We start from the raw sequence: 21574 nt of genomic DNA, 5'->3' as shown, positions 1-21574 counted from the left end.
GAGCTGTATGACCAAGAATAAAAACGTGTTGCGGTGGGGCCTGATCGGCGCCACCGTGCTTATTGTTTTGTACCTGCTCACCCTCATCGGGGATGACACCCGCGGCTACCAGCGCGTGGACACGTCGATCGCGATGGAGCAGCTGCAGAACAAGAACGCCAAGGAAGTCCAGATCGACGACCGCGAGCAGCGCGTCCGCATTGACCTGCGGGAGCCGATCAAGGTCGAAGAGCGCGAGGGCGTCGAGCAGATCAGCGCTCAGTACCCGGCGCGCACCACGCCGGAGATTTTCGGCGCGGTGAAGGAAGCCGCGCCAGACAAGTACAAGACGAACGTGACGCAGGAGTCCTTCCTGATGTCGATGCTCGGCTTCATGCTGCCGATGGTGCTGATCTTCGGCCTGCTGTTCTTCTTCATGTACCGCATGCAGGCCGGGGGCGGCATGTTCGGGATTGGGTCGTCGAAGGCGAAGCAGCTGTCGAAGGATAATCCGACGAATACGTTCGCGGACGTCGCGGGTGCGGACGAGGCCGTCGATGAGCTGCAGGAGGTCGTGGACTTCCTCATTGACCCGAAGATTTACGAGTCGCTCGGCGCGAAGATCCCGCGTGGCGTGCTGCTGTACGGCCCGCCCGGCACGGGTAAGACGCTGCTCGCCCGCGCAGTTGCGGGTGAGGCCGGGGTGCCGTTCTACACCATCTCCGGCTCCGACTTCGTGGAGATGTTCGTCGGCGTGGGCGCCTCCCGCGTGCGCGACCTGTTCAAGCAGGCACGCGAGAACTCGCCCTGCATCATCTTTATCGACGAGATTGACGCCGTCGGCCGCCAGCGCGGCTCCGGCATGGGCGGCGGCCACGACGAGCGCGAGCAAACCCTGAACCAGCTGCTGGTGGAGATGGACGGTTTCGGCGACCGCGAGGGCGTGATCCTGATCGCGGCGACGAACCGCCCGGACATCCTGGACCCGGCGCTGCTGCGCCCGGGCCGCTTCGACCGCCAGATCCCGGTGACCAACCCGGATATCGCGGGCCGCGCCCAGATCCTGAAGGTGCACGCGAAGGGCAAGCCGTTGTCCAAGGACGTGGACCTGGATGCGCTGGCGAAGCGCACCGCCGGTATGAGCGGTGCGGACCTTGCCAACGTGCTCAACGAGGCCGCGTTGCTCACCGCCCGCATCGGCGGCAACGTGATCACCCCGGACGCGCTGGAGGAGGCCACGGACCGCGTGATCGGCGGGCCGCGCCGCTCTTCCAAGGTGATTTCCGAGAAGGAGAAGAAGGTCACCGCCTACCATGAGGGTGGGCACACGCTCGCGGCGTGGGCGCTCAAGGACATCGAGCGCGTCTACAAGGTCACCATCCTCGCCCGCGGCCGCACCGGCGGGTTCGCCATGACGGCCGACGAGGACGACAAGGGCATGTACAACCGCGACGAGCTCTTCGCCCAGCTGGTCTTCGCCATGGGCGGGCGCTCCGCGGAGGAGCTCGTCTTCGGCGAGCCGACCACGGGTGCCTCCAACGACATCGAGCAGGCCACCAAGATCGCGCGCGCGATGGTCACCGAGTACGGCATGACCTCGGCGCTCGGCACCGTGAAGTACGGCCAGGCGCAGGGCGACGCCTTCTCCGGCATGGGGGCGGGAGCCAAGATGGAGTCCTCGCCGGAGGTTGCGGCCACGATCGATAAGGAAGTACACACGCTTATCGACGCCGCCCACGCCACCGCCTACGGCATCCTGGAGCAGTACCGCGACCAGCTGGACACCATGGTGTCCAAGCTGCTGGAGAAGGAAACGCTGCGCCGCCAAGACCTCGAAGCGCTCCTCGAGGGCGTGGAGCCGCACCGGCCGGAGCTGCCTGCCTACGACATCCGCTTCGGCCGCCAGTTCGGCCGCGAGCCCGTCAAGACCCCGGTCGAGCTTGCCGAGGAGCGTGGCGAGGAGCCGCCGAAGCGCTTCTCCATCCTTGAGGCGTCGCGTGAGACGCGGGAGCGGCGTCGAAAAGAACGGGAGAAGGAGCACGGCGCTCCGCTGCCACCGCCGCCTGCGGGAGGTACCCCGACCTACGGCGGGCCGAAGCCGCCGAACGACTGGACGTACCCGGGCGCGCCGAAGGCGAAACCTGAGCCCGCGCCAGCGCCTGAGCCTGCGCCGAAGCCTGAGCCGGATACGCACCCGGGCATGGACAACTACCGCCCGGACGAGGAGATTGGGTTCCGCCTGCCGGAGCACGAGCGGCCCGACCGGCCCGACCGACCGTCAGAGGAAGAAACCAAACAGCTGCCACGACACAGGAGCAACGAGGATGACCAGTAAGTTCGACCGCGCCCGCGCCGAAGCCGCGGTGCGCGAACTCCTCATCGCAGTCGGCGAAGACCCGGACCGCGAGGGGCTGAAGGAAACCCCGGCGCGGGTTGCGAAGGCGTACGAGGAAGTGTTCGCGGGGCTGCACCAGGACCCGACCGCTGTGCTAGAGAAGACGTTCGCGGAGGACTACCGGGAGCTCGTGCTGGTGCGCGACATCCCGGTGTACTCCACGTGTGAGCACCACCTGGTGCCATTCTTTGGCAAGGCGCACGTCGGCTACATCCCGGGCAAGGAAGGCAAGGTCACGGGCCTGTCGAAGCTCGCCCGCCTGGCCGATATGTACGCGAAGCGGCCACAGGTGCAGGAGCGGTTGACGGCGCAGATTGCGGACGCGATCGTCGATAAGCTGGGGGCTTCCGCCGTGATCGTGGTGCTGGAATGTGAGCACCTGTGTATGGCGATGCGGGGCATCCGCAAGCCTGGTGCCGTGACGACGACTTCCGCGGTGCGCGGCGGCTTCCAGAAGAACGCCGCCTCCCGGGCCGAGGTCTTGAGCCTGATAAGGAGCTAACAATGGTCAGTGTGCAGGATCTCACTGCGCCGGGGCGCACGACGGTGATGGGCATCGTCAACGTCACGGAAGATTCGTTTTCGGACGGCGGGAAGTGGCTCGCAGTTGACGACGCCCTCTCGCACGCCCACGAGCTGGTCCGCCTGGGCGCGGACATCATCGACGTGGGTGCGGAGTCGACCAGGCCGGGCGCGACGCGTGTGCCCGCCGAGGTCGAGGCGGCGCGCGTTGTCCCGGTGATCCGGGCCCTTCACGAGGACGGCATCCGGACCTCCGTGGACACGATGCGCGCCGCCACCGCCGAGGCCGCCGCCGAGGCGGGCGTGGACCTTATCAACGACGTCTCCGGCGGGCTCGCGGACCCGGACATGTACGCCACGATGGCGCGCACGGACCTGCCGGTGTGCCTGATGCACTGGCGCGCCCAGCAGTTCGTGAACGCCTCCGGTGCCGCCGACCACGGTGGGGACGTGGTCGCCGACGTACTCGGCGTGTTCGACGAGCTGGTCGCCAACGCTACGGCCGCCGGGGTGCGCCCCGAGCAGATTACGCTGGACCCGGGCCTCGGCTTTGCCAAGACCCCGCAGGAGAACTGGCAGCTGCTTCAGGCCCTGCCCGCACTCATGGACTGCGGCTACCCACTGCTCGTGGGGGCCAGCCGCAAGCGCTTCCTCACCGGGGTGCGCGCCGCCCGCGGGCTCGAGCACGGGCCTATCGACGCCGACCCAGCCACCGCCGCCGTCACCGCCCTGTGCGCGCAGGCTGGCGCCTGGTGCGTGCGCGTGCACGAGGTGGCCGTCTCCCGGGACGCCGTCGACGTGGCCGCCGCGTGGAAGGCAGGCAACCTTGGCTGACCGCATTGAGCTCAAGGGGCTGTCCGTCTACGCACACCACGGCGTGCTGCCGCACGAGCGCGAGCACGGGCAGCGCTTCCTGCTGGACATCACCTGCTGGCTCGACTTCGCAGGCGCCGCAGCCACCGACGACCTGACCCAGACGATGAACTACGCGGAGCTAGCCCAGCTGGCCAGCGACATCGCCTCGGGCACGCCGCGCCAGCTCATCGAGACGGTGGCCACCGAGATTGCCGAGGCCGCCATGGAGCGCTTCGACATCCTGCACGCGGTGGAGGTCACGCTGCACAAGCCGCACGCACCGATCCCGCTGCCCTTCGAGGACGTCGCCGTGGTGGCGCGCCGCTCCCGCAAACGGATGGGGGCCCGCTGATGCGCGCGGTGATTTCGGCAGGCTCCAACATGGAGGACTCGCGAGCCCACCTGCAGTCGGTCGCCGACGAGTTCGCCGCCGAGCTCCTCGACGCAAGCTCGATTTACGCCACCGCGCCCTGGGGCGGGGTGGAGCAGCCAGACTTTCTCAACCAGAGCTTTCTTATCGAAACCGACAGCGACGACCCCTACAGCCTCCTCGCCCGCTGCCAGCGCCTAGAGCAGCAGGCGAACCGCGTACGCGACGTGCGCTGGGGCCCGCGCACGCTGGACGTGGACATCATCGACTTCGAGGGCTACCGCAGCGACGACCCTGAGCTGACGCTGCCACACCCTCGCGCACACCTGCGCGAGTTCGTGCTGGTTCCCTGGCTGGAGATTGACCCGCACGCCAAGCTGCTCGATCGCCCGGTCAGCGAGATTCTCGCGGAGCTGGAACCGCAGGGGGTTCGCAAGCTGTGAAACGCACGCCGCTGTCCGGAGTGATCGCCGTGTTCGGGTTTTGTACCGCCGCGGCGTTCATTGTGGTGCGCCGCCTGTTCGGCCTGCTTGAGTCGCTGAACATGGTGGTGCCGCTGAGCCTCTGGATCGTCGCCGCGGTGTGTTTCTACGTTGCGTTCATGGTGCACAAGCGCCGTGATGAGGGCAAGGTTGGCCTGGATCGCAGCCAGCTCAACCCGATGATGGCGGCGAACTTCATGCTGTTTGGCAAGGCCTGCACCTGGGCAGGAGCGGTCAGCGGCGGGCTGTACGCGGGGTGCCTGCTCTTCGTGCTGCCCCGGATGCACGTGCTGATGGCCGCGGCGCAGGACGTGCCGCCCTTGGTCTCCGGGGCGTTGGGCGGCGTCACGCTGGCGGTAGCTGGTGTAGTGCTGGAACGGGTGTGTGAGGTGTCGCCGCCCTCAAGTGGAGAACAGGTTAGCTAAGGTAGTGGGCATGAAAAATACTTGGGTGATTGTTCCATTTGTGGCTGCGCTTGCAGGCACAGTGGTGATGTTGTTTACCAACTCCGCGAACATACTCAAGCTTTCGCTGATCCTGGCGCTGTGGGCCGCCGTCGCGGGCCTCATTGTGATCTACCGCCTGCGCCGCGACAACGAGGAGGCCGTGCGCCTGCAGGAGGAGCGGGAGAAGACGTTCGCCGCAGAGCTGGAGGCCGCGCGCGCTGGCGCCCCCTCGGGTGTCGACGCCCCCTCCGAGGAATTGCTGCGCGACATCCAGGAGGAGCTGCGGTCCCTGCGCTCCACGATTGAGGAGATGAGCGGGCACGTCTTCGAGTACGAGCCCGCTGCCGTGCACGCCGCGGCGCGCCGCATCCAGGAGATTGAGTCCTTCACCCAGCCCACCTACGAACCGTCCGAAGACCGCCCGGCCGGGGCGCCGTCCTCCGACGCGATCGCCGGGCGCATTGGCAGCCAGCCGAGTCGGGAGACGCAGAACCCGCTCACGGCGCTGATTAGCGAGCACCAGGCGAAGCAAGAAGCGCAAGAAGCACAGAAGCCTGAACCGGCACCAATCCCGGAGCCTGAGCCCGTACCCGAGCCAGTGCCTGAGCCGGAGCCCGAACCGGAACCTGAGCCTGAGCCTGAGCCGGTTCCCGAGCCAGAACCAGCACCAGAGCCTGAGCACGGACGCCACGAGCAGCCAGTCACTGAGGTCATCGAGACCGTGCCGGAACCAGCCCCGCGTGCTGGGGGACGCCGCCGCCGCGACGCGGCCGGCGACAACGCTGTCTCCGTCGCCGAGCTGCTAGCGCGCCGCAACAAATGAGCCCAACGCTGACCATCGCCGCCTGGCGCGGCCCCAGCGCGCTGAGTGATCAGCTTGCGCGCGCCGGGCACCGCGTGACGTACCCGTGCGTGGCCGCGGACATCGCCGCCGCCGACCTGGTGCTCCTCGAGGGCTCCGCTGACGTTATTGAGCGCGCCGCCGCCGAGTGCGCGCCGTTCGTGCGCCCGAGGCAGATGTTCTGGCACACCAACCTGGACCACGGCGCCCAGCTCCTCGACGAGGTTGAGGTCGCAGGGGCCGTCGTCATGTGCGCGCACAACATCGTGGACAACGTGTGGGTCACCTCCGCCGCCGACGAGCTGGGGGAGACCGTGATCGCGCTGGTGCTCGGGGAGCTCGGGCAGGTCACCATGCCAATCACGGATGCGGACCGTCCGCTGGTGGCCACCGCCCAACACCTGCGCGCCCTGCAGCGCGTAGTCCAGCAGGACGCGCTTGCGCTGCTGCGGCAGGCCAACCCCAACTTCGAGGCGGTCGCCGAGGCCTTCGATGGCGCCGAACTGCCGCCGCTGCGCCCGCTCGACCGAGAGCCGGTTGGGGGAGAAGGGGTGCGTCGATTAGTGGAAGTATTGGAGCGCCGCGCGGCGCAGCAACGAGAGGAAGACCTGTGACTTTTGAACCGGGCAACGCGGTTGTCGTGCGTGATGAGCAGCTGCTGGCCACCTACGGGCGTGCATTCCGCAAGATTGGCAAGACGATTGCGGTCGTACCGCTGGGCGCCGACGTCCACGCCGGGCACATCGAGCTGATCCGGGCGGCGAAGTCGCTGCTCGGCGCGTACGTGTTTGTCACCTACTCAGGCGAGGACGTGCCCGAGACCTTCCGCAATGAGGGCGTCGACGTGGTCTTCCACGGCGAGCTGCGCACCGCCGTGAGCGTGCGCACCGGAATGGAGCACCTCGACGACGCCGACGCCATGGCGCGCGACGTCGCCCACATCCTGGCGGTGCTCAACGCCACCCATGCCACCGACCTGGTGATGGGGGAGAAGGACTTCGAACTGCTCGTCGCCACCCAGCTTGCCGTGGCGGGCCTGCGCATGGAGGTCAAGCTGCACAGCGTGCCTACCGTGCGCATGCCGAACGGGCTGGCGCTTTCGCTGCGCAACGAGCGCGTCGCTGAATACGCCCACGACCAGGCGCTTGCGCTGTCCGCCGCCCTGACCGCGGGGGCGCACGCCGCCGAGCACGGCGCCGAGACCGTCCTGGACACCGTGCGTGGCGTGCTCGAGGCCGCCGGGGTTGCACCGGCGTACCTCGCGGTGCGCGACCTGGCTATGCGCGAGGCCCCTGCCCAGGGCGACGCCCGACTGCTCGCCGCGATCGACCTGCCCGCCACCGACGGTGGCACGGTGCGCCTCCACGACAACGTGGGTCTGCCGCTTGGCATCGGGTTCAAACACATCGAGGACTAGGGCGGAAAGACGAGGGCCATAGCGAGAAACGGCGAGTTATTCGCTACACTCTTTGGCATGCCTATAGACCTGATTGCTGGAATCCTGAACGAGCGCTTCGGCATGGACTTCACCCCCGAGCAAGTCCAAGCCACAGGGCGCACCGAAGACTCACAGCTCTTCGTCGCCAGCAATGATGCAGGCCAGGCCGTCGAAGTCGAGCTTTTCGACGCCGCCCAGCCCGAGAACCAACGCCGCGACATCGCAGGCCTGAACCGGGCGCTTGCCGCCTCGAACCACCCCGGCGCGTTCCAGCCGCGCAGTGCCGGCTACACCGACGACGGCCACCTCTATGTACTGCGCGAAGCCCCGACCGGCGCTTCGCTCGCCCGCCTGATCGCCGACAAGCGTGCTGACGGCGGCGTGTTCACCCCCGCCGAGGCCCGCGAGCTGCTCATCGGCGTGGCTGAAGCCATCGACGACTACGACGCCCAGGGCCTCGGCGCGTTCGTGGCCCGCTCCGTGGACGCCTCCCGGATGCTGGTGCAGCCAGCCTGGTCCAGCGTCCCCGTCAAGCTCACCCTGGTTGGCCCGACGGCCACCGCACCCGAGCACGCCGAGGAGCAACACGCGGCGAACGTTGCAAGCTTCATTGAACTGTTTAACTCTATGACTGGCCTTGACGTCGACGAGGACGCCGCCAACGCCGCCACCGGCTGCGTCGGTTACCTCAACGCCGTCGCCGGTGAACCCCTCGATGAGCCGGAGGTCTCCCCGGTCGCGCCGGGCGCCACCGACGGCTACCGTCAGCCACCGCAGCCCTACCCGTACGGCCCGACTGGCGAGTACATCCGCCCGGAAGACGAGAAGAAGTTCAAGCTCTGGCCGTGGATCGCGGCCATCGTGGCGCTGCTGCTCATCGCTGCTGGCGGCATCTGGTACTGGATGCAGCACCGCGGTGAGGAATGGGTCGGTGTCGAAGCCGAGATCGCCGAGACCTACCCCGGCATCGTGTCCGACAAGGCCGGGCAGAAGGGGTGGCACGGCCTGATCTGTGACTCCGCCACGCCGGACGAGGGCCAGGAGGGCAAGATCCGCTGCGCGAACGAGACGTTGGGGGTCTCCGTCGCAAAGTATGTGTCCTCTGATGCGCTCGAGCGCGTCCTGCCGGACCCGAAGGAGGCCGTCGTGCTTGGCTCCGGCGAGTGCCTCATCTACGACTACCAGCTTCCCGACGCCACCCCGCCGGCCTTCGTGCTGACCCCGCGCACCGAGCGTGAGTACATGGTGGTCATCAACGGCGATGATGCCGAGGCACAGCGCCTCGACCTGCCTCTCTGTGCCCCAGTTGCTGACGAGGAGTAGCCTTAGCGGGCTATGAAATCAACGAACCCAGTACTGCTTATTGGAGTGCTGGTGGTCTCTGCGATGATGATGATCTTCAACGAGACCACCGTCGCTGTTGCCCTGCCCGCAATCATGGCGGACTTCGGCGTACCCGCCGATACGGCCCAGTGGCTGATGACCGGCTTCCTGCTCACCATGTCCGTGGCGATCCCGGCCTCCGGCTTCGTCATCCAGCGCCTCAGCACCCGCGCCGTCTACTTCGCCTCGATGGCGCTGTTCATCGTCGGCTGCGTCATGGCGGCCACCGCGCCCTCGTTCGGGGTGTTGCTCGCCGCGCGCGTGGTGCAGGCACTCGGCACGGCGGCGATGTTGCCGCTGCTCATGACGGTTACCGTTACGGTGGTCGCCCCGCAGCGCCGCGGCACGGTGATGGGACTCAACGCGGTGGTGATGTCGGTCGCGCCCGCCCTCGGGCCCACGCTCGCCGGCTTCGTGCTCGGCGCGTTTACCTGGCACCACATCTTCTGGGTGATGGTGCCTATCCCCGCCGTGGCGGTGCTGCTCGCGGTGTTCGCCCTCCCGAACGTCGGCGAGCGCCACGACGCTCCACTCGACATCCTGTCGGTGCTCCTTTCAGCACTCGCGTTCGGCGGCCTCGTCTACGGCTTATCGACGATCACCTCCCTGCTCACCGGCGATTCCTGGACCCCTCTTGTTGCCCTGGCGGTCGGCGCGGTGTTCCTGGTGCTGTTCGTGCGCAGGCAGCTGCGACTGGCGCCAACCGGGCGCGCGCTGCTTGACCTGAGTGTGTTTGCCCACCGCAACTTCGCCTTCTCCGTTGTGGGCGTGTTCATCGCCTTCGGCATCCTGCTGGGCACCGTGAACATCCTGCCTGTTTACATGCAGGTCGGCCTTGGTATCTCCACCGTTGCCACCGGCCTGATTCTCCTGCCCGGCGGTATCGCGCAGGGCGTCGCGTCCCCAATTGCGGGGCGCTGCTACGACGCCTACGGCCCACGCCCCCTGGCTATCCCGGGTGCGGTGCTGATGTTGGCCTCCCAGTGGATCCTCGTGGCCATCCTCGCCGATGACACCCCACAGTGGCAGCTCGTCGCCGTGCTGATCCTGGTCAACGTGGCGATGTCCATGATCATGACCCCGCTCATGACCGTGTCGCTGTCCTCGCTGCCGTCGCAGCTCTACGCCCACGGATCCGCGGCGCTCAACACGCTGCAGCAGCTCGGCGGGGCGGCGGGCACCGCGGTGTTCATCGCAACGATGACCATGGGCACCCAGGCCACCGGCAGCGCCTCCGACGGGACGGCGCGCGCCTTCATCGTTGGTGGCGTCGGCATGCTGCTCGTCGTTGTAGCCGTGTGCTTCGTGGGAGGCAAGCCGAATACACGACTAATTGACCACGGCTGACCCGGACCGACTAGGCTAGGTCAGCGTGAAGAATCAAACAACGCAGGACCTCTCCGAACAGCAACAGTTCCGTCGTGCGAAGCGCGAAAAGCTTCTGAGCGAAGGCCGCGACGCCTACCCAGTCGTCGTCGACCGCACGACCTCCTTGCGCGAGCTGCGCCAGAAGTACCGTGCCGTGCCCGAGGGCGAAGGCGACGGCAAGTTCAACCTCGCGCCGGGCGAAGAGACCCAGGACGTCGTCGCCGTCGCGGGCCGCATTATGTTCCAGCGCAACACCGGCAAGCTCTGCTTCGCCACCCTCCAGGAGGGCGACGGCACCCAGCTGCAGGTCATGCTTTCCCTCGCAGAGGTAGGGGAGGAGGCGCTCGCGTCCTGGAAGGCCGACACCGACCTCGGCGACATCGTCTCCGTGCGTGGCCGCGTCATCGCTTCCCGCCGCGGCGAGCTCTCCGTCCAGGCGCAGTCCTGGCACATGGCGTCCAAGGCGCTACGCCCACTTCCGGTCGCGTTCGCTGACATGAACGAGGAGCAGCGCGTCCGCCACCGCTACACCGACCTCATCATGCGCGAGGACGCCCGCAAGAACGCCATGACCCGCATCAAGGTCATCGCAGCTGTGCGTAAGTTCCTCACCGGCCACGACTTCGTCGAGGTCGAGACGCCGATGCTGCAGACCCTGCACGGCGGTGCCGCAGCCCGCCCGTTCATTACCCGCTCCAACGCGCTCGACATGGATCTCTACCTGCGCATTGCGCCGGAGCTCTACCTCAAGCGCTGCGTCGTCGGCGGCATTGAGCGCGTCTTCGAACTCAACCGCAACTTCCGCAACGAGGGCGTCGACTCTTCCCACTCGCCCGAGTTCACCATGCTCGAGACTTACCAAGCGTGGGGCACCTACAAGGACGGCGCGAAGACCATGCAGGAACTCGTGCAGTTCTGCGCGAAGGAAGTCTTCGGCTCCACCACCGTCACCCTTCCAGACGGCACCGAGTACGACTTCGGCGGCGAGTGGAAGGTCATGGAGATGTACCCTTCCCTCAACGAGGCGCTGCAGCGCAAGTTCCCGGGCCAGCCTGAGGTCACCATCGAGTCCTCCGTGGAGGAACTGAAGGGCATCGCTGACGTCATCGGCCTGAAGGTGCCGAAGGATGAGGGCTGGCTGCACGGCAAGCTCGTCGAGGAGATCTGGGAGCACCTCTGCTCCGACCAGCTGTACGAGCCGACCTTCGTGATCAACTTCCCAGTCGAGACGTCCCCGCTGACCCGCGACCACCGCGAGCAGCCCGGCGTCACCGAGAAGTTCGACCTCTACGTCCGCGGCTTCGAGCTGGCCACCGGCTACTCCGAACTTGTCGACCCCGTCATCCAGCGCGAACGCTTCGAAGACCAGGCCCGCCTCGCCGCACACGGCGACGACGAAGCCATGGTCCTCGACGAGGACTTCCTCGCCGCGATGGAGCAGGGCATGCCGCCAACCGCCGGTTGCGGTATGGGCATCGACCGCCTGTTGATGGCCCTGACCGGCCTGGGCATCCGCGAGACAGTCCTGTTCCCGCTGGTGAAGCCGGAGGCGTAGGGCTAGTTCGCTTGGGTTTAGATGGGCCCGGCGCTTGGGATTTTGTGTTTTCCCAGGCCGCCGGGCTTTTTGCTTGGCCACGTTCGCGTGCTGCTGTGGAAAAGTTCCCCGTGGCTTGGCTGGGCGCGCACCAAATTCCCGCCTATTAAAACGCTAGCCCTTTGTTGACCAGCTGTTATTCTGATAGCACTTTTTAAAATTCGGGGATCTGGTGCGCAGTTCAGCTTGGCGGCCGTGAACTTTCTGCTTGTGTCCTACTTCAGCGGGATCCCATTGGCGTCGGTGTCGTAGCCTCCGCCGCCGACGAGCACCATGATCATCTCGATGATGCACCACACCCACAGTGCGAAGAAGATCGGGGTGGAAACGATCCAGCCGACGAATGGGATCAGGCTGAAGAGGCTGCCGGTCAGGAAGAGCCCCACTTTGGTGACTCCCCGGAAGTTCTGCCCAAGGTAGAAGTTGCCGATGCCAAACGAGCCGAGGAAGAAGAACAACGCCGCCGCGAGGAACTTGTTCTTTTGGGGCGCGGCGTACCCGTATGCAGACTGCATTTGTGCAGGTGCGAACTGTTGCATCTGCGGTTGCCCGTACGGTGAACCCTGCCCAAACTGGCCGAATTGCCCAGTCTGCCCGTACTGCCCGAACCCTTGGAACTGGTTGGTTGGCTGCGTGATTGGGAGGCCGTCTTTGTCGTACATGGGCTGTTGGTTGGTCATGTGAGTCCTCAATTCAAGGCGGTCGGCAATGGTGTATTCCGTAGTGTAGTTCATTCGTGTCCCTTTGTATCGGTATGATGCGCAGAGTTAGGCAGCAGAGTTAGTCAACAGTGATGGGCGTAAGGCGATTCGATGGTGAAGCAGGTTTCGTTGTGGGTGTGGGTGCTCGTTGGGGTGCTCGCAGCCGCGAGTGGGCTCAGTGAGGTTTTTGGCAGTGCGGCGCGCGGCGAGTTGCTGGATGTCGGCGTGTTTCGCGACGCCGGCAACGCCCTGATCAGCGGCGCCGACCTGTACGACGACTTCCCGACTCGTAGCGGGTTCCGCTTCATCTACCCGCCGTTCGCGGCCTTGCTGTTTGTTCCGCTGACGTGGATGCCTGAGCCGGTGATGGACGTGGTGTGGACGTTGGCGACGATGGCGTGCGTGGCGCTCATTTCGTGGTTGGCGCTGCGCAGGCTGGACGTGAAGGTCACGCCGCTGGTGTTGGTGGGGGTGATTGCGTGGTCCTTGGCGATTGATCCGTTGCAGGCGAATTTCTTCTTCGGTCAGATTAACGTGTTCTTGTTCGCGCTGGTCGTGGTGGATGTGCTGGGCCTGTTGCCGCGGCAGTTGCGCGGTGTCGGTGTGGGGATTGCGGCTGGGATTAAGATCACGCCGGCGGCGTTCGCGATTTTGTTCTTGGTGAAGAAGGATTGGGCGTCGGTGGTGCGTGCGGCGGGGACGTTTATGGGCACGATTCTGGTTGGTGTGCTGATGCGTCCGGCGGAGACCTGGTACTACTTCACCGACGAGTTTTTCAACACCGACCGCGGCGGCAACGCGATGTACCCGCCGAACCAGGCGCTGTCCGGCCTGTTCGCGCGCGCGGGTCTCGAGGCCCCGACTGGCGTCATTTTCCTGGTCTTCGCGCTGCTCACGGGCTTGGGTGCGTGGTACCTGCTGCGCCGGGGGCTGGACGTGCATGCGCTGTTCTTCGTCGCGCTGGGTATCAGCGTGGGTGGTCCGTACGCGGTGTCGCACCACTTCTCCTGTGTGATGTTGGCGGTCCCGCTCATCTTCGCGGCGGTGCCGTCGGTGTGGAAGCTCGCGCACGTGCTCTACGTCGCGGTGCTGTTCGTGCCGTCGTATCAGCTCTACCCGGAGGTTGATGCCTACAGCTTCTCGACGCCCCTTTGGTACATGGGCAACTTGATCGGGTTGGCGTCGCTGGCGATGTGGGCGGCACTGCTGCTGGAGCGTTGGTTCCCAGCTGAGAGCAAGCTTATTGCACACCAAAACGTTCCGTCATATAGTGGAACGTAATACCAACCACAGGGTTGTTACCTGCCGGGTTCGGCGGGGCAAGACCTGGGACGTTTTCGCGTCCCGGGTCTTTTTTCATCCCTGGTTCTTTGAAGAAAAGGAGTGAACATGGCAACCAAGCAGGCCGCTTGCAGGAGCAGGCGGCGGATATCCTTGCGGGGATTGGCGGTGCGGACAACATTGCGTCCTTTACGCACTGCGCGACCCGTTTGCGTTTTGAGCTCAACGACGCCTCCCTGGCTGACAAGGAGCGTCTCGAGGCGAACCCGAAGGTGATGGGTGCGGTGCCGCAGGGCGGGTTGCACTACCAGGTGATTGTTGGCGGGGATGTCGCGACGGTGTACAACGCGATGAATAACCTGCCGGAGATGCAGTCGCGTGGCAGCCAGAGCAACGATGACGTGAAGGCGGCCCAGCGCGCGAAGGCGCAGGGCAAGGTGCCGTGGATGGACGCCTTCTTCGAGTACCTCTCGGATTCCTTTAGGCCGATTCTGGGTGTGTTGCTTGGGGCGTCGTTAATTATTGCGTTTGCTGCAGTGATGGACGCCTTCGAACTTGCGAACTTCCATGCGGAGGTCAAGACGCCGGGTTGGCAGTTCGTCGACGCGATGTGGCGCTCGGTGTTCTACTTCCTGCCGGTGATGGTTGCGTACAACGCGGGCAAGAAGCTCAACATTGAGCCGTGGGTGCCTGCCGCTGTCATCCTGGCGCTGTTCACCCCTGAGTTCATGGGGCTGGCGAGCCACCCGGATGCCGTGGTTGAGACGAATAACCTGCTCGGCACCGAGGTCAGCCGCGTGACGGTGATGGGCCTGCCGATGCTGCTGCCTGACTACGGTGGCAACGTGTTCGTGCCGCTGATCATGGCGGTCGTGGCGGCCCTGGTGTACAAGGGGTTCCAGAAGATCATCCCCTCCGCGGTTCACATGGTGTTCGTGCCGTTCCTCACCCTCTTGGTGATGATCCCAGTCACCGCGATCGTGATTGGGCCGCTCGGCTACGCGCTCGGCGCATGGATTGGTGTTGGCCTTGCGTGGCTGAACGGTAACGCGCCGTTTGTGTTCGCCATCCTGATCCCAATGCTGTACCCGTTCCTGGTTCCGCTCGGCCTGCACTGGCCGCTCAACGCCCTCATGCTGGTCAACATACAGACCCTGGGCTACGACTTCATCCAGGGCCCAATGGGTGCTTGGAACTTCGCCTGCTTCGGTGCAACCGCTGCTGTGTTCGCGCTCTCGCTGCGCGATAAGGATCCAGTCATGCGCCAGACCTCCGGTTCGGCGCTGGCAGCTGGTCTGTTCGGTGGTATTTCGGAGCCGTCCCTCTACGGCATCCACCTGCGCTACAAGAGGATCTACCCGCGGATGCTGGTGGGCTGCTTCACCGGTGGTCTGACCATCGCGATTCTGGGCACCCCGTTCGGCGGCGTGCAGACCAACGCGTTCGTGTTCACCTCGCTGTTGACCACCGTGGTCTTCAGCCCGATGTGGGTCTACGTCATCGCTATTGCGGTCGCGTTCTTCACCGCGTTCTTCGTCATCTACTTCACCGACTACCGCACGCCGGAAGAGCGTGAAGAGGCTCTGGCTCGCGCACGCGCGGCACAGGAGGAAAAAGAGCAGGAGGAAGCTCCGGCAGTTGCGGCAGCAGCTCCGGCGGCGGCCGCTCCAGCCGTTGCAGCAGAGGCCGACGCGCCTGCAGCTGCGGCGACCCCAGCAGCGGACACCCGCGAGGTCACCGCGCCGATCGCAGGCAAGGTTGTCCCGATGGACCAGATCCAGGACGCCGCGTTCGCATCCGGTGCGCTCGGCCAGGCGATTGGTGTGCTGCCGGAAGGCGGCGTCGAGAAGGTTGTGGCGCCGGTTGCTGGCAAGGTGATCTCTGTCGCGAAGACGGGGCACGCCTACGGCATCAAGACTGACGACGGCGTCGAGGTCCTCGTCCACATCGGCATTGACACCGTCAAGCTGAAGGGTGAAGGCTTCACCCCGCTCGTGGAGAAGAAGCAGCGCGTCGAGATTGGCGACGCCCTCGCGGACGTCGACTTCGGCGCAATCGCAGGTCACGGCGTGGACACCACGGTGATCGTGACCGTGGTCAACTCCAAGTCGCTGGCCGCTGTGGAAGATATCGCCACTGGTGAGGCCGAGGTCGGCCAGCCACTGTTGGGGGTAACCAAGTAGGGTCGAACACATGCAAATACTGCGCATCTTTAACAACAACGTCGTCCTGGCCCGCCGCGGGTCGGAGGATGTTGTGGTGACCGGTCGAGGCATCGCCTTTGGGGCAAAGAAGGGCGACGTCCTCGACGAGTCGAAGGTGCAGCGAGTATTTGTTCCGGCGGATGGTCGGGACCCGGACCACTCCGGCCAAATGATTGCCGGGCTTCCCGCCGAAGATATACACCGTGTGACCGCAGCGTTGGAGGCCGTGGGCGCAAAGCCCAGCATCACACTGGTCACCGCGGTGACGGACCACATCATCAACGCGTTTGAGCGCGCATCTCGTGGCGAGGAGATCGCCTACCCGTTGCGCGCCGAGGTTCAGCACCTGTACCCGGCAGAGTATGCACAGGGCGAGCGGCTGCTGGAGCGCATCAACGAACTTTTCGACGCCGCCCTGCCCGCCACCGAAGCCACCGCACTTGCGATGCACCTGGTCAACGCCGGTTTCAACACTGGTGACCTGGCGCATACGTACCGGATGACGGGGTTGATTCAGCAGATGATGCAGATCATTGAGGCTGAGTTTGGGGTGGAGTTCGAAGCGGCGTCGATAAATGTGGCCCGGTTTATTACTCACATTCGTTATCTGTTTGTTCGCCTTGAGCAGGGGAAACAACTCGAGCGCGGAAATTCTCCGTTGGCGCGTGAGTTGACGCGCAGTTACCCGCGGGAAGTTGAGTGCGCCCGAAAAGTGGCTGCTGTAGTGGAGCTTCGCTTCGATACGGAGTTGACAGAAGATGAAATTGCGTACCTTGCTCTGCACGTTGCGCGCCTCAGCGCGTACCATCAAATGTAATACCATTAGCTTGATTGCTGAAAGGACACACTCATGACTGACCGCACCGTCTTGTATGGGATCGGGGTTTCCTCAGGTACTGCCTCTGGCCCGGTCGCAGTTGTTACACCCGCCGTTGGTATCGACGAGCACGAACAACCATGCACCGACCCAGACGCTGACGGCGAGCGCGTCGTCGCGGTCTTGGAAGAGGTCTCCGCGTCCCTGACGGCGCGCGCAGAGCACGCGAACTCCGAGACATCCAAGGCAGTCCTTGAGGCAACCGCCACCCTGGCGAAGGACCGTGGCCTGGTGCGCGGCATTAAGAAGGAGCTGAAGAAGGGGACCGGCGTGACCAAGGCGGTCCACGACGCGGTGGAGGCTTACGCGGCGAAGTTCCGCAAGCTCGGCGGCTACATGGCTGAGCGCGTCACCGACCTCTACGACATCCGCGACCGCGCCACCGCGCGCCTGCGCGGGCTGCCGGAGCCGGGCGTTCCAGCGCTGACCGAGCCGTCCGTGCTCGTCGCGAACGACCTTGCACCGGCTGAGACCGCGACGTTGGATCCAGCGTTGGTCGTCGGCATCGTGACGGAGGCCGGCGGCGCGACATCGCATACGGCGATCCTCGCCGCGCAGCTCGGCATCCCCGCAGCGGTGCAGGTCAAGGGCATTACTGAGGCGCTTGTCGACGCCCCAGCGATCGCGCTTGACGGCGGCGTCGGCGAGGTGATCGTCGCCCCGAACGAGTCGGACGTCGCCGAGCTCGAGGAGCGCTCCCGCCGCCGCGCCGCAGCCCTGGCAGGCTCCTCCGGCGAGGGTGCCACCCGCGACGGCTACCGCGTGAAGCTGCTGGCCAACATCGGCACCGCGGACGATGCCGCGAAGGCCTCTGGCTACGACCTGGAAGGCTCCGGCCTGTTCCGCACCGAGTTCCTCTTCCTGGACCGCGATTCCGCCCCGAGCGTCGAGGAGCAGACCGAGACGTACACCAAGGTGCTGCGCGCATTCGGTGACCGCCGCGTCGTCGTGCGCACCCTGGACGCAGGCGCCGACAAGCCGCTGTCCTTCGCCGACCTCGGCGAGGAAGAGAACCCGGCACTGGGCCGTCGCGGCCTGCGCCTGTCCATGGCCCGCGAAGACCTCCTCGACGACCAGCTCAAGGCGCTGGCCGCAGCACGCAAGGCTGTCCCGGAGGCTGAACTGTGGGTCATGGCCCCAATGGTGGCCACGGTGGAGGAGACCCGCTGGTTCACGGAGCGCGCACGCGCCCACGGTCTGCCGAAGGTCGGCGTGATGGTGGAGACCCCCGCGGCCGCAATCCGCTCCTCCCACATCCTGGACATCGCGGACTTCGCGTCCATCGGCACCAATGACCTGTCGCAGTACACCATGGCCGCCGACCGCATGCAGGGCGAGCTCGCAGAGCTGCTCACCCCGTGGCAGCCGGCAACGCTGGCCATGATCCGCGAGACCTGCCGCGGTGGCGAAGCCACCGGCAAGTCCATCGGCGTGTGCGGCGAGGCAGGCGGCGACCCGCTCATGGCGCTCGTCCTCGTCGGCCTGGGCGTGAGCTCCCTGTCCATGGCGCCGGGCAAGGTCAACGCGGTGCGCGCCGCGCTACGCCTGCACGACCGCGACACCTGCCGCCAGATGGCAAACTTTGCCGTCGACGCCCCGACCGCGAAGGAAGCACGCGAGAACGTGCTCAAGATCGCGGATCCGGTGCTGCGCGACCTGCTCTAAACTGGCCGGTTGGGGCCGGAGGAGGCGTCGAAAAGCCTCTGTTCGCTACGAGCGAACACCCGACCTGAGCTGGTGTAATGGCCCCTGAAGCCATGAAGTGACGCCCTCGGCGGGACGATGTGTCCGCCGGGGGCGTTATGGTTGGTGACAACTCTTTAAAAACCGTTATTAGTAAGGGGTCAGCCAGTTGTTTGAGAGGTTTACCGATAGGGCCCGCCGCGTCATCGTCTTAGCTCAGGAGGAGGCGCGCGAGCTGAACCATAACTTCATGGGTACCGAGCACATCCTGCTCGGACTTATTAAAGAGGGCGAAGGCGTCGCAGCAAAGGCGCTCGAGTCCATGGGTATCAATCTTGACGACGTCCGCTCCGAAGTCATCGAGATCATCGGGCATGGCACGCAGCCAGTCACTGACCAGATCCCATTTACCCCACGCGCCAAGAAGGTACTGGAGCTCTCCCTGCGCGAAGGCCTGCAGATGGGGCACAAGTACATCGGCACCGAGTTCCTGCTGCTCGGCCTCATCCGCGAGGGTGATGGCGTCGCAGCCCAGGTGCTGATCAAGCTTGGCGCCGACCTGCCGCGCGTGCGCCAGCAGGTCATCCAGCTGCTCTCCGGCTACGAAGGCGGCGAAGCGCAGAACCCGGAGACCCCGCAGGGCGGCGGCCCCGGCTTCGCGGGCGCCGGCCAGGGCCCAGGCATCATGGGTGGGCCGCGCCCGGGCCAGCAGGGCGAGCGTTCCAACTCGCTCGTGCTCGACCAGTTCGGCCGCAACCTCACTGCCGCAGCCCGCGAGGGCAAACTCGACCCGGTGGTGGGCCGCGATAAGGAAATCGAGCGCATCATGCAGGTGCTCTCGCGCCGCACCAAGAACAACCCGGTGCTTATTGGTGAGCCGGGCGTCGGCAAGACTGCCGTCGTGGAGGGCCTCGCGCTCGACATCGCGAACGGCAACGTCCCCGAAACGCTGAAGGACAAGCAGGTCTACTCCCTCGACCTTGGCTCCCTGGTTGCAGGCTCGCGCTACCGCGGTGACTTCGAGGAGCGTCTGAAGAAGGTGCTCAAGGAGATCAACCAGCGCGGCGACATCATCCTGTTTATCGACGAGATCCACACCCTCGTCGGCGCCGGCGCTGCCGAAGGCGCCATCGACGCTGCTTCGCTGCTCAAGCCGAAGCTGGCACGCGGCGAACTCCAGACCATCGGCGCAACCACGCTCGACGAGTACCGCAAGCACATTGAGAAGGACGCCGCCCTCGAGCGCCGCTTCCAGCCCGTCCAGGTCGACGAGCCCTCCGTCGAGGACACCGTCACCATCCTGCGTGGCCTGCGCGACCGCTACGAGGCGCACCACCGCGTCTCCTACACCGACGACGCCCTCAAGGCCGCCGCCACCCTCGCGGACCGCTACATCAACGACCGCTTCCTGCCGGACAAGGCCGTCGACCTCCTCGACGAGGCCGGCGCCCGCATGCGCATCAAGCGCATGACCGCCCCTTCCGAGCTGCGCGAAGTCGACGAGCGCATCGCCGACGTCCGCCGTGAGAAGGAAGCCGCCATCGACGCCCAGGACTTCGAGAAGGCGGCTGGCCTGCGCGATACCGAACGCAAGCTCGGCGAGGAGCGCAAGGAAAAGGAAAAGAAGTGGCGCTCTGACGACCTCGAGGAAATCGCCGAGGTCGGTGAAGACCAGATCGCCGATGTGCTCGCGCACTGGACCGGCATCCCAGTCTTCAAACTCACCGAGTCCGAGTCCTCGCGCCTGCTCAACATGGAGTCCGAGCTGCACAAGCGCATCATCGGCCAGGACGAAGCCGTCCGCGCCCTGTCGCGCTCCATCCGACGCACCCGCGCCGGGCTCAAGGACCCGAAGCGCCCATCCGGCTCCTTCATCTTCGCCGGCCCGTCCGGCGTTGGTAAGACGGAGCTGTCCAAGGCACTTGCCGAGTTCCTCTTCGGCGACGAGGACTCCCTCATTCAGGTCGACATGGGCGAGTTCCACGACCGCTTCACCGCCTCCCGCCTCTTCGGCGCCCCTCCGGGATACGTCGGCTACGAGGAGGGCGGCCAGCTCACCGAGAAAGTCCGCCGCAAGCCGTTCTCCGTGGTGCTCTTCGACGAGATCGAGAAGGCCCACAAGGAGATTTACAACACGCTGCTCCAGGTGCTCGAGGAAGGCCACGTCACTGACGGCCAGGGCCGTATGGTGGACTTCAAGAACACCGTGCTCATCTTCACGTCCAACCTGGGCACCGGCGACATCTCCAAGCCAGTCGGCCTCGGCTTCACCGGCAACACCGCCACCGACGCTGACGCCCAGTACGAGCGCATGAAGAACAAGGTCCACGACGAGCTGAAGAAGCACTTCCGTCCAGAGTTCCTCAACCGCATCGACGAAATCGTGGTCTTCCGCCAGCTGACCCAGGAAGAAATCGTGCAGATGGTGGACCTGCTCATCAGCCGCGTGGACACCAACCTGGCCGCGCAGGACATGGGCATCGAGCTTACCGAGAAGGCCAAGAACCTCCTGGCCATCCGTGGCTTCGACCCAGTGCTCGGTGCGCGCCCGCTGCGTCGCACCATCCAGCGCGAGATCGAAGACCTGCTCTCGGAAAAGATCCTGTTCGGCGAGATCGGCGCCGGCGAGATCATCACCGTCGACGTCGAAGGCTGGGACGGCGACATCGAAGCCGCCCGCAACACCCGCGGCAAGGCAGCACCGGACGCAACCTTTACGTTCACCCCGCGCCCACGCCCGCTGCCAGCCGAAACCTTCGGCGAGGACGCAGTCGCTGAGGAACCAGAGGAGCAGGCAGTCAGGGACATCACCCCTTCGGAGGGCACCCCTGAGACCGAAGCTTCCCAGTTCCCAGACGAGCGCCCAGAGTCTGGCCCTGAGCCTGACTCCGACTCCGATTCCGACGGTCGGGGACCTGAACCGGTCTAATCAATAGGTTGGAAAGCCGCACCCTGGTGGTGCGGCTTTCTTTTTGTCTTGGTGGGGCGGGTATTGGTGCCAATAGACGCACCCATATACGTCTAGTGCTTTTCTGACCTGCAAGAATGGACGGCGTGGATTCTTGGATTGCGTCCTTTGGCACTCTATGTATCTAAAGAGGCACCAAATTCCCTCGCGCGCGGCGGCAGCGACCTGGGGAAACGCAAAAACATGC

At 65.5% G+C, this 21574-nt stretch carries 18 protein-coding genes; 17 read left to right on the top strand and 1 reads right to left on the bottom strand.

Going from position 1 to position 21574, the window contains the following annotated elements:
* Positions 1-7 precede the first annotated feature (7 nt).
* Genes ftsH through lysS form a run of 12 tightly spaced genes read left to right on the top strand, consistent with a single transcriptional unit; the run spans position 8 to position 11634 of the window.
* Positions 8-2314, top strand: coding sequence for an ATP-dependent zinc metalloprotease FtsH (ftsH, locus tag R0V12_RS04260; protein WP_288857964.1), 2307 nt, complete (start codon positions 8-10; stop codon positions 2312-2314).
* A complete protein-coding gene (gene folE, locus R0V12_RS04255) occupies positions 2304-2876 on the top strand; it encodes a GTP cyclohydrolase I FolE (RefSeq protein WP_070361892.1) in 573 nt (190 codons plus the stop codon). Before ftsH ends, folE begins: the two co-directional genes overlap by 11 nt.
* Before the next feature lie 2 nt (positions 2877-2878).
* A complete protein-coding gene (gene folP, locus R0V12_RS04250; RefSeq protein WP_320072897.1) occupies positions 2879-3730 on the top strand; it encodes a dihydropteroate synthase in 852 nt (283 codons plus the stop codon).
* Complete coding sequence (gene folB, locus R0V12_RS04245; protein WP_070361894.1) at positions 3723-4103, top strand: dihydroneopterin aldolase; 381 nt, start codon at positions 3723-3725, stop codon at positions 4101-4103. Before folP ends, folB begins: the two co-directional genes overlap by 8 nt.
* Entirely contained in the window at positions 4103-4564 is a 462-nt protein-coding gene (gene folK / locus R0V12_RS04240; RefSeq protein WP_070361895.1) for a 2-amino-4-hydroxy-6-hydroxymethyldihydropteridine diphosphokinase, read from the top strand. The genes folB and folK overlap by 1 nt, the downstream gene beginning before the upstream one ends.
* Complete coding sequence (locus R0V12_RS04235) at positions 4561-5028, top strand: DUF3180 domain-containing protein (protein ID WP_070361896.1); 468 nt, start codon at positions 4561-4563, stop codon at positions 5026-5028. The genes folK and R0V12_RS04235 overlap by 4 nt, the downstream gene beginning before the upstream one ends.
* Before the next feature lie 10 nt (positions 5029-5038).
* A complete protein-coding gene (locus tag R0V12_RS04230) occupies positions 5039-5872 on the top strand; it encodes a DUF6779 domain-containing protein (protein WP_311475373.1) in 834 nt (277 codons plus the stop codon).
* Positions 5869-6504, top strand: a complete 636-nt coding sequence (locus R0V12_RS04225) for a hypothetical protein (protein ID WP_252931430.1) — start codon at positions 5869-5871, stop codon at positions 6502-6504. Before R0V12_RS04230 ends, R0V12_RS04225 begins: the two co-directional genes overlap by 4 nt.
* Positions 6501-7307, top strand: a complete 807-nt coding sequence (locus tag R0V12_RS04220; protein ID WP_252931431.1) for a pantoate--beta-alanine ligase — start codon at positions 6501-6503, stop codon at positions 7305-7307. The genes R0V12_RS04225 and R0V12_RS04220 overlap by 4 nt, the downstream gene beginning before the upstream one ends.
* 57 nt (positions 7308-7364) lie before the next feature.
* Positions 7365-8651, top strand: a complete 1287-nt coding sequence (locus tag R0V12_RS04215) for a hypothetical protein (RefSeq protein ID WP_311475372.1) — start codon at positions 7365-7367, stop codon at positions 8649-8651.
* Between the two features lie 12 nt (positions 8652-8663).
* On the top strand, positions 8664-10058 hold the full coding sequence (locus R0V12_RS04210; RefSeq protein ID WP_252931433.1) for a DHA2 family efflux MFS transporter permease subunit: 1395 nt from the start codon (positions 8664-8666) through the stop codon (positions 10056-10058).
* 25 nt (positions 10059-10083) lie between these two features.
* Positions 10084-11634 (top strand): lysine--tRNA ligase, encoded by a 1551-nt coding sequence (lysS, locus tag R0V12_RS04205; protein ID WP_070478134.1) that lies wholly within the window; start codon positions 10084-10086, stop codon positions 11632-11634.
* A gap of 254 nt (positions 11635-11888) precedes the next feature.
* Here lysS and R0V12_RS04200 read toward each other — a convergent pair whose 3' ends face one another.
* Entirely contained in the window at positions 11889-12353 is a 465-nt protein-coding gene (locus R0V12_RS04200) for an NINE protein (protein ID WP_256060069.1), read from the bottom strand.
* 132 nt (positions 12354-12485) lie between these two features.
* On the opposite strand from R0V12_RS04200, the gene R0V12_RS04195 reads away from it, so the two are divergent.
* The 5 genes from R0V12_RS04195 (at position 12486) to R0V12_RS04175 (ending at position 21348) form a co-directional block, all read left to right on the top strand.
* Positions 12486-13655 (top strand): glycosyltransferase 87 family protein, encoded by a 1170-nt coding sequence (locus tag R0V12_RS04195; RefSeq protein ID WP_320072896.1) that lies wholly within the window; start codon positions 12486-12488, stop codon positions 13653-13655.
* An 89-nt stretch (positions 13656-13744) separates the two neighbouring features.
* A complete protein-coding gene (locus R0V12_RS04190) occupies positions 13745-15838 on the top strand; it encodes a glucose PTS transporter subunit IIA (protein WP_320072895.1) in 2094 nt (697 codons plus the stop codon).
* 10 nt (positions 15839-15848) lie between these two features.
* Positions 15849-16676 (top strand): PRD domain-containing protein, encoded by an 828-nt coding sequence (locus R0V12_RS04185; protein ID WP_320072894.1) that lies wholly within the window; start codon positions 15849-15851, stop codon positions 16674-16676.
* A gap of 33 nt (positions 16677-16709) precedes the next feature.
* The gene (ptsP, locus tag R0V12_RS04180; RefSeq protein ID WP_320072893.1) at positions 16710-18401 is read left to right on the top strand and encodes a phosphoenolpyruvate--protein phosphotransferase; all 1692 of its coding nucleotides are present in this window, start codon (positions 16710-16712) and stop codon (positions 18399-18401) included.
* Positions 18402-18588: 187 nt separating this feature from the next.
* A complete protein-coding gene (locus tag R0V12_RS04175) occupies positions 18589-21348 on the top strand; it encodes an ATP-dependent Clp protease ATP-binding subunit (protein WP_256060065.1) in 2760 nt (919 codons plus the stop codon).
* The last annotated feature ends 226 nt before the right edge of the window (positions 21349-21574 follow it).

Origin of the sequence: Corynebacterium sp. UMB2355A, assembly GCF_033877495.1 — a bacterium.
Taxonomy (GTDB): Bacteria; Actinomycetota; Actinomycetes; order Mycobacteriales; family Mycobacteriaceae; genus Corynebacterium; species Corynebacterium pseudogenitalium.
The sequence above is the reverse complement of the archived record's forward strand: the minus strand, read 5'-3'. Positions and strand labels throughout refer to the sequence as shown.

Bases quoted from the DNA above. Each gene is read 5' to 3' on its own strand.
- ftsH (WP_288857964.1), top strand. From the start codon at position 8: ATGACCAAGAATAAAAACGTGTTGCGGTGGGGCCTGATCGGCGCCACC.
- folK (WP_070361895.1), top strand. From the start codon at position 4,103: ATGCGCGCGGTGATTTCGGCAGGCTCCAACATGGAGGACTCGCGAGCC.
- R0V12_RS04185 (WP_320072894.1), top strand. From the start codon at position 15,849: ATGCAAATACTGCGCATCTTTAACAACAACGTCGTCCTGGCCCGCCGC.
- R0V12_RS04215 (WP_311475372.1), top strand. From the start codon at position 7,365: ATGCCTATAGACCTGATTGCTGGAATCCTGAACGAGCGCTTCGGCATG.
- R0V12_RS04200 (WP_256060069.1), bottom strand. From the start codon at position 12,353: ATGACCAACCAACAGCCCATGTACGACAAAGACGGCCTCCCAATCACG.
- R0V12_RS04210 (WP_252931433.1), top strand. From the start codon at position 8,664: ATGAAATCAACGAACCCAGTACTGCTTATTGGAGTGCTGGTGGTCTCT.
- R0V12_RS04195 (WP_320072896.1), top strand. From the start codon at position 12,486: ATGGTGAAGCAGGTTTCGTTGTGGGTGTGGGTGCTCGTTGGGGTGCTC.
- folE (WP_070361892.1), top strand. From the start codon at position 2,304: ATGACCAGTAAGTTCGACCGCGCCCGCGCCGAAGCCGCGGTGCGCGAA.
- folP (WP_320072897.1), top strand. From the start codon at position 2,879: ATGGTCAGTGTGCAGGATCTCACTGCGCCGGGGCGCACGACGGTGATG.
- R0V12_RS04225 (WP_252931430.1), top strand. From the start codon at position 5,869: ATGAGCCCAACGCTGACCATCGCCGCCTGGCGCGGCCCCAGCGCGCTG.
- R0V12_RS04230 (WP_311475373.1), top strand. From the start codon at position 5,039: ATGAAAAATACTTGGGTGATTGTTCCATTTGTGGCTGCGCTTGCAGGC.
- ptsP (WP_320072893.1), top strand. From the start codon at position 16,710: ATGACTGACCGCACCGTCTTGTATGGGATCGGGGTTTCCTCAGGTACT.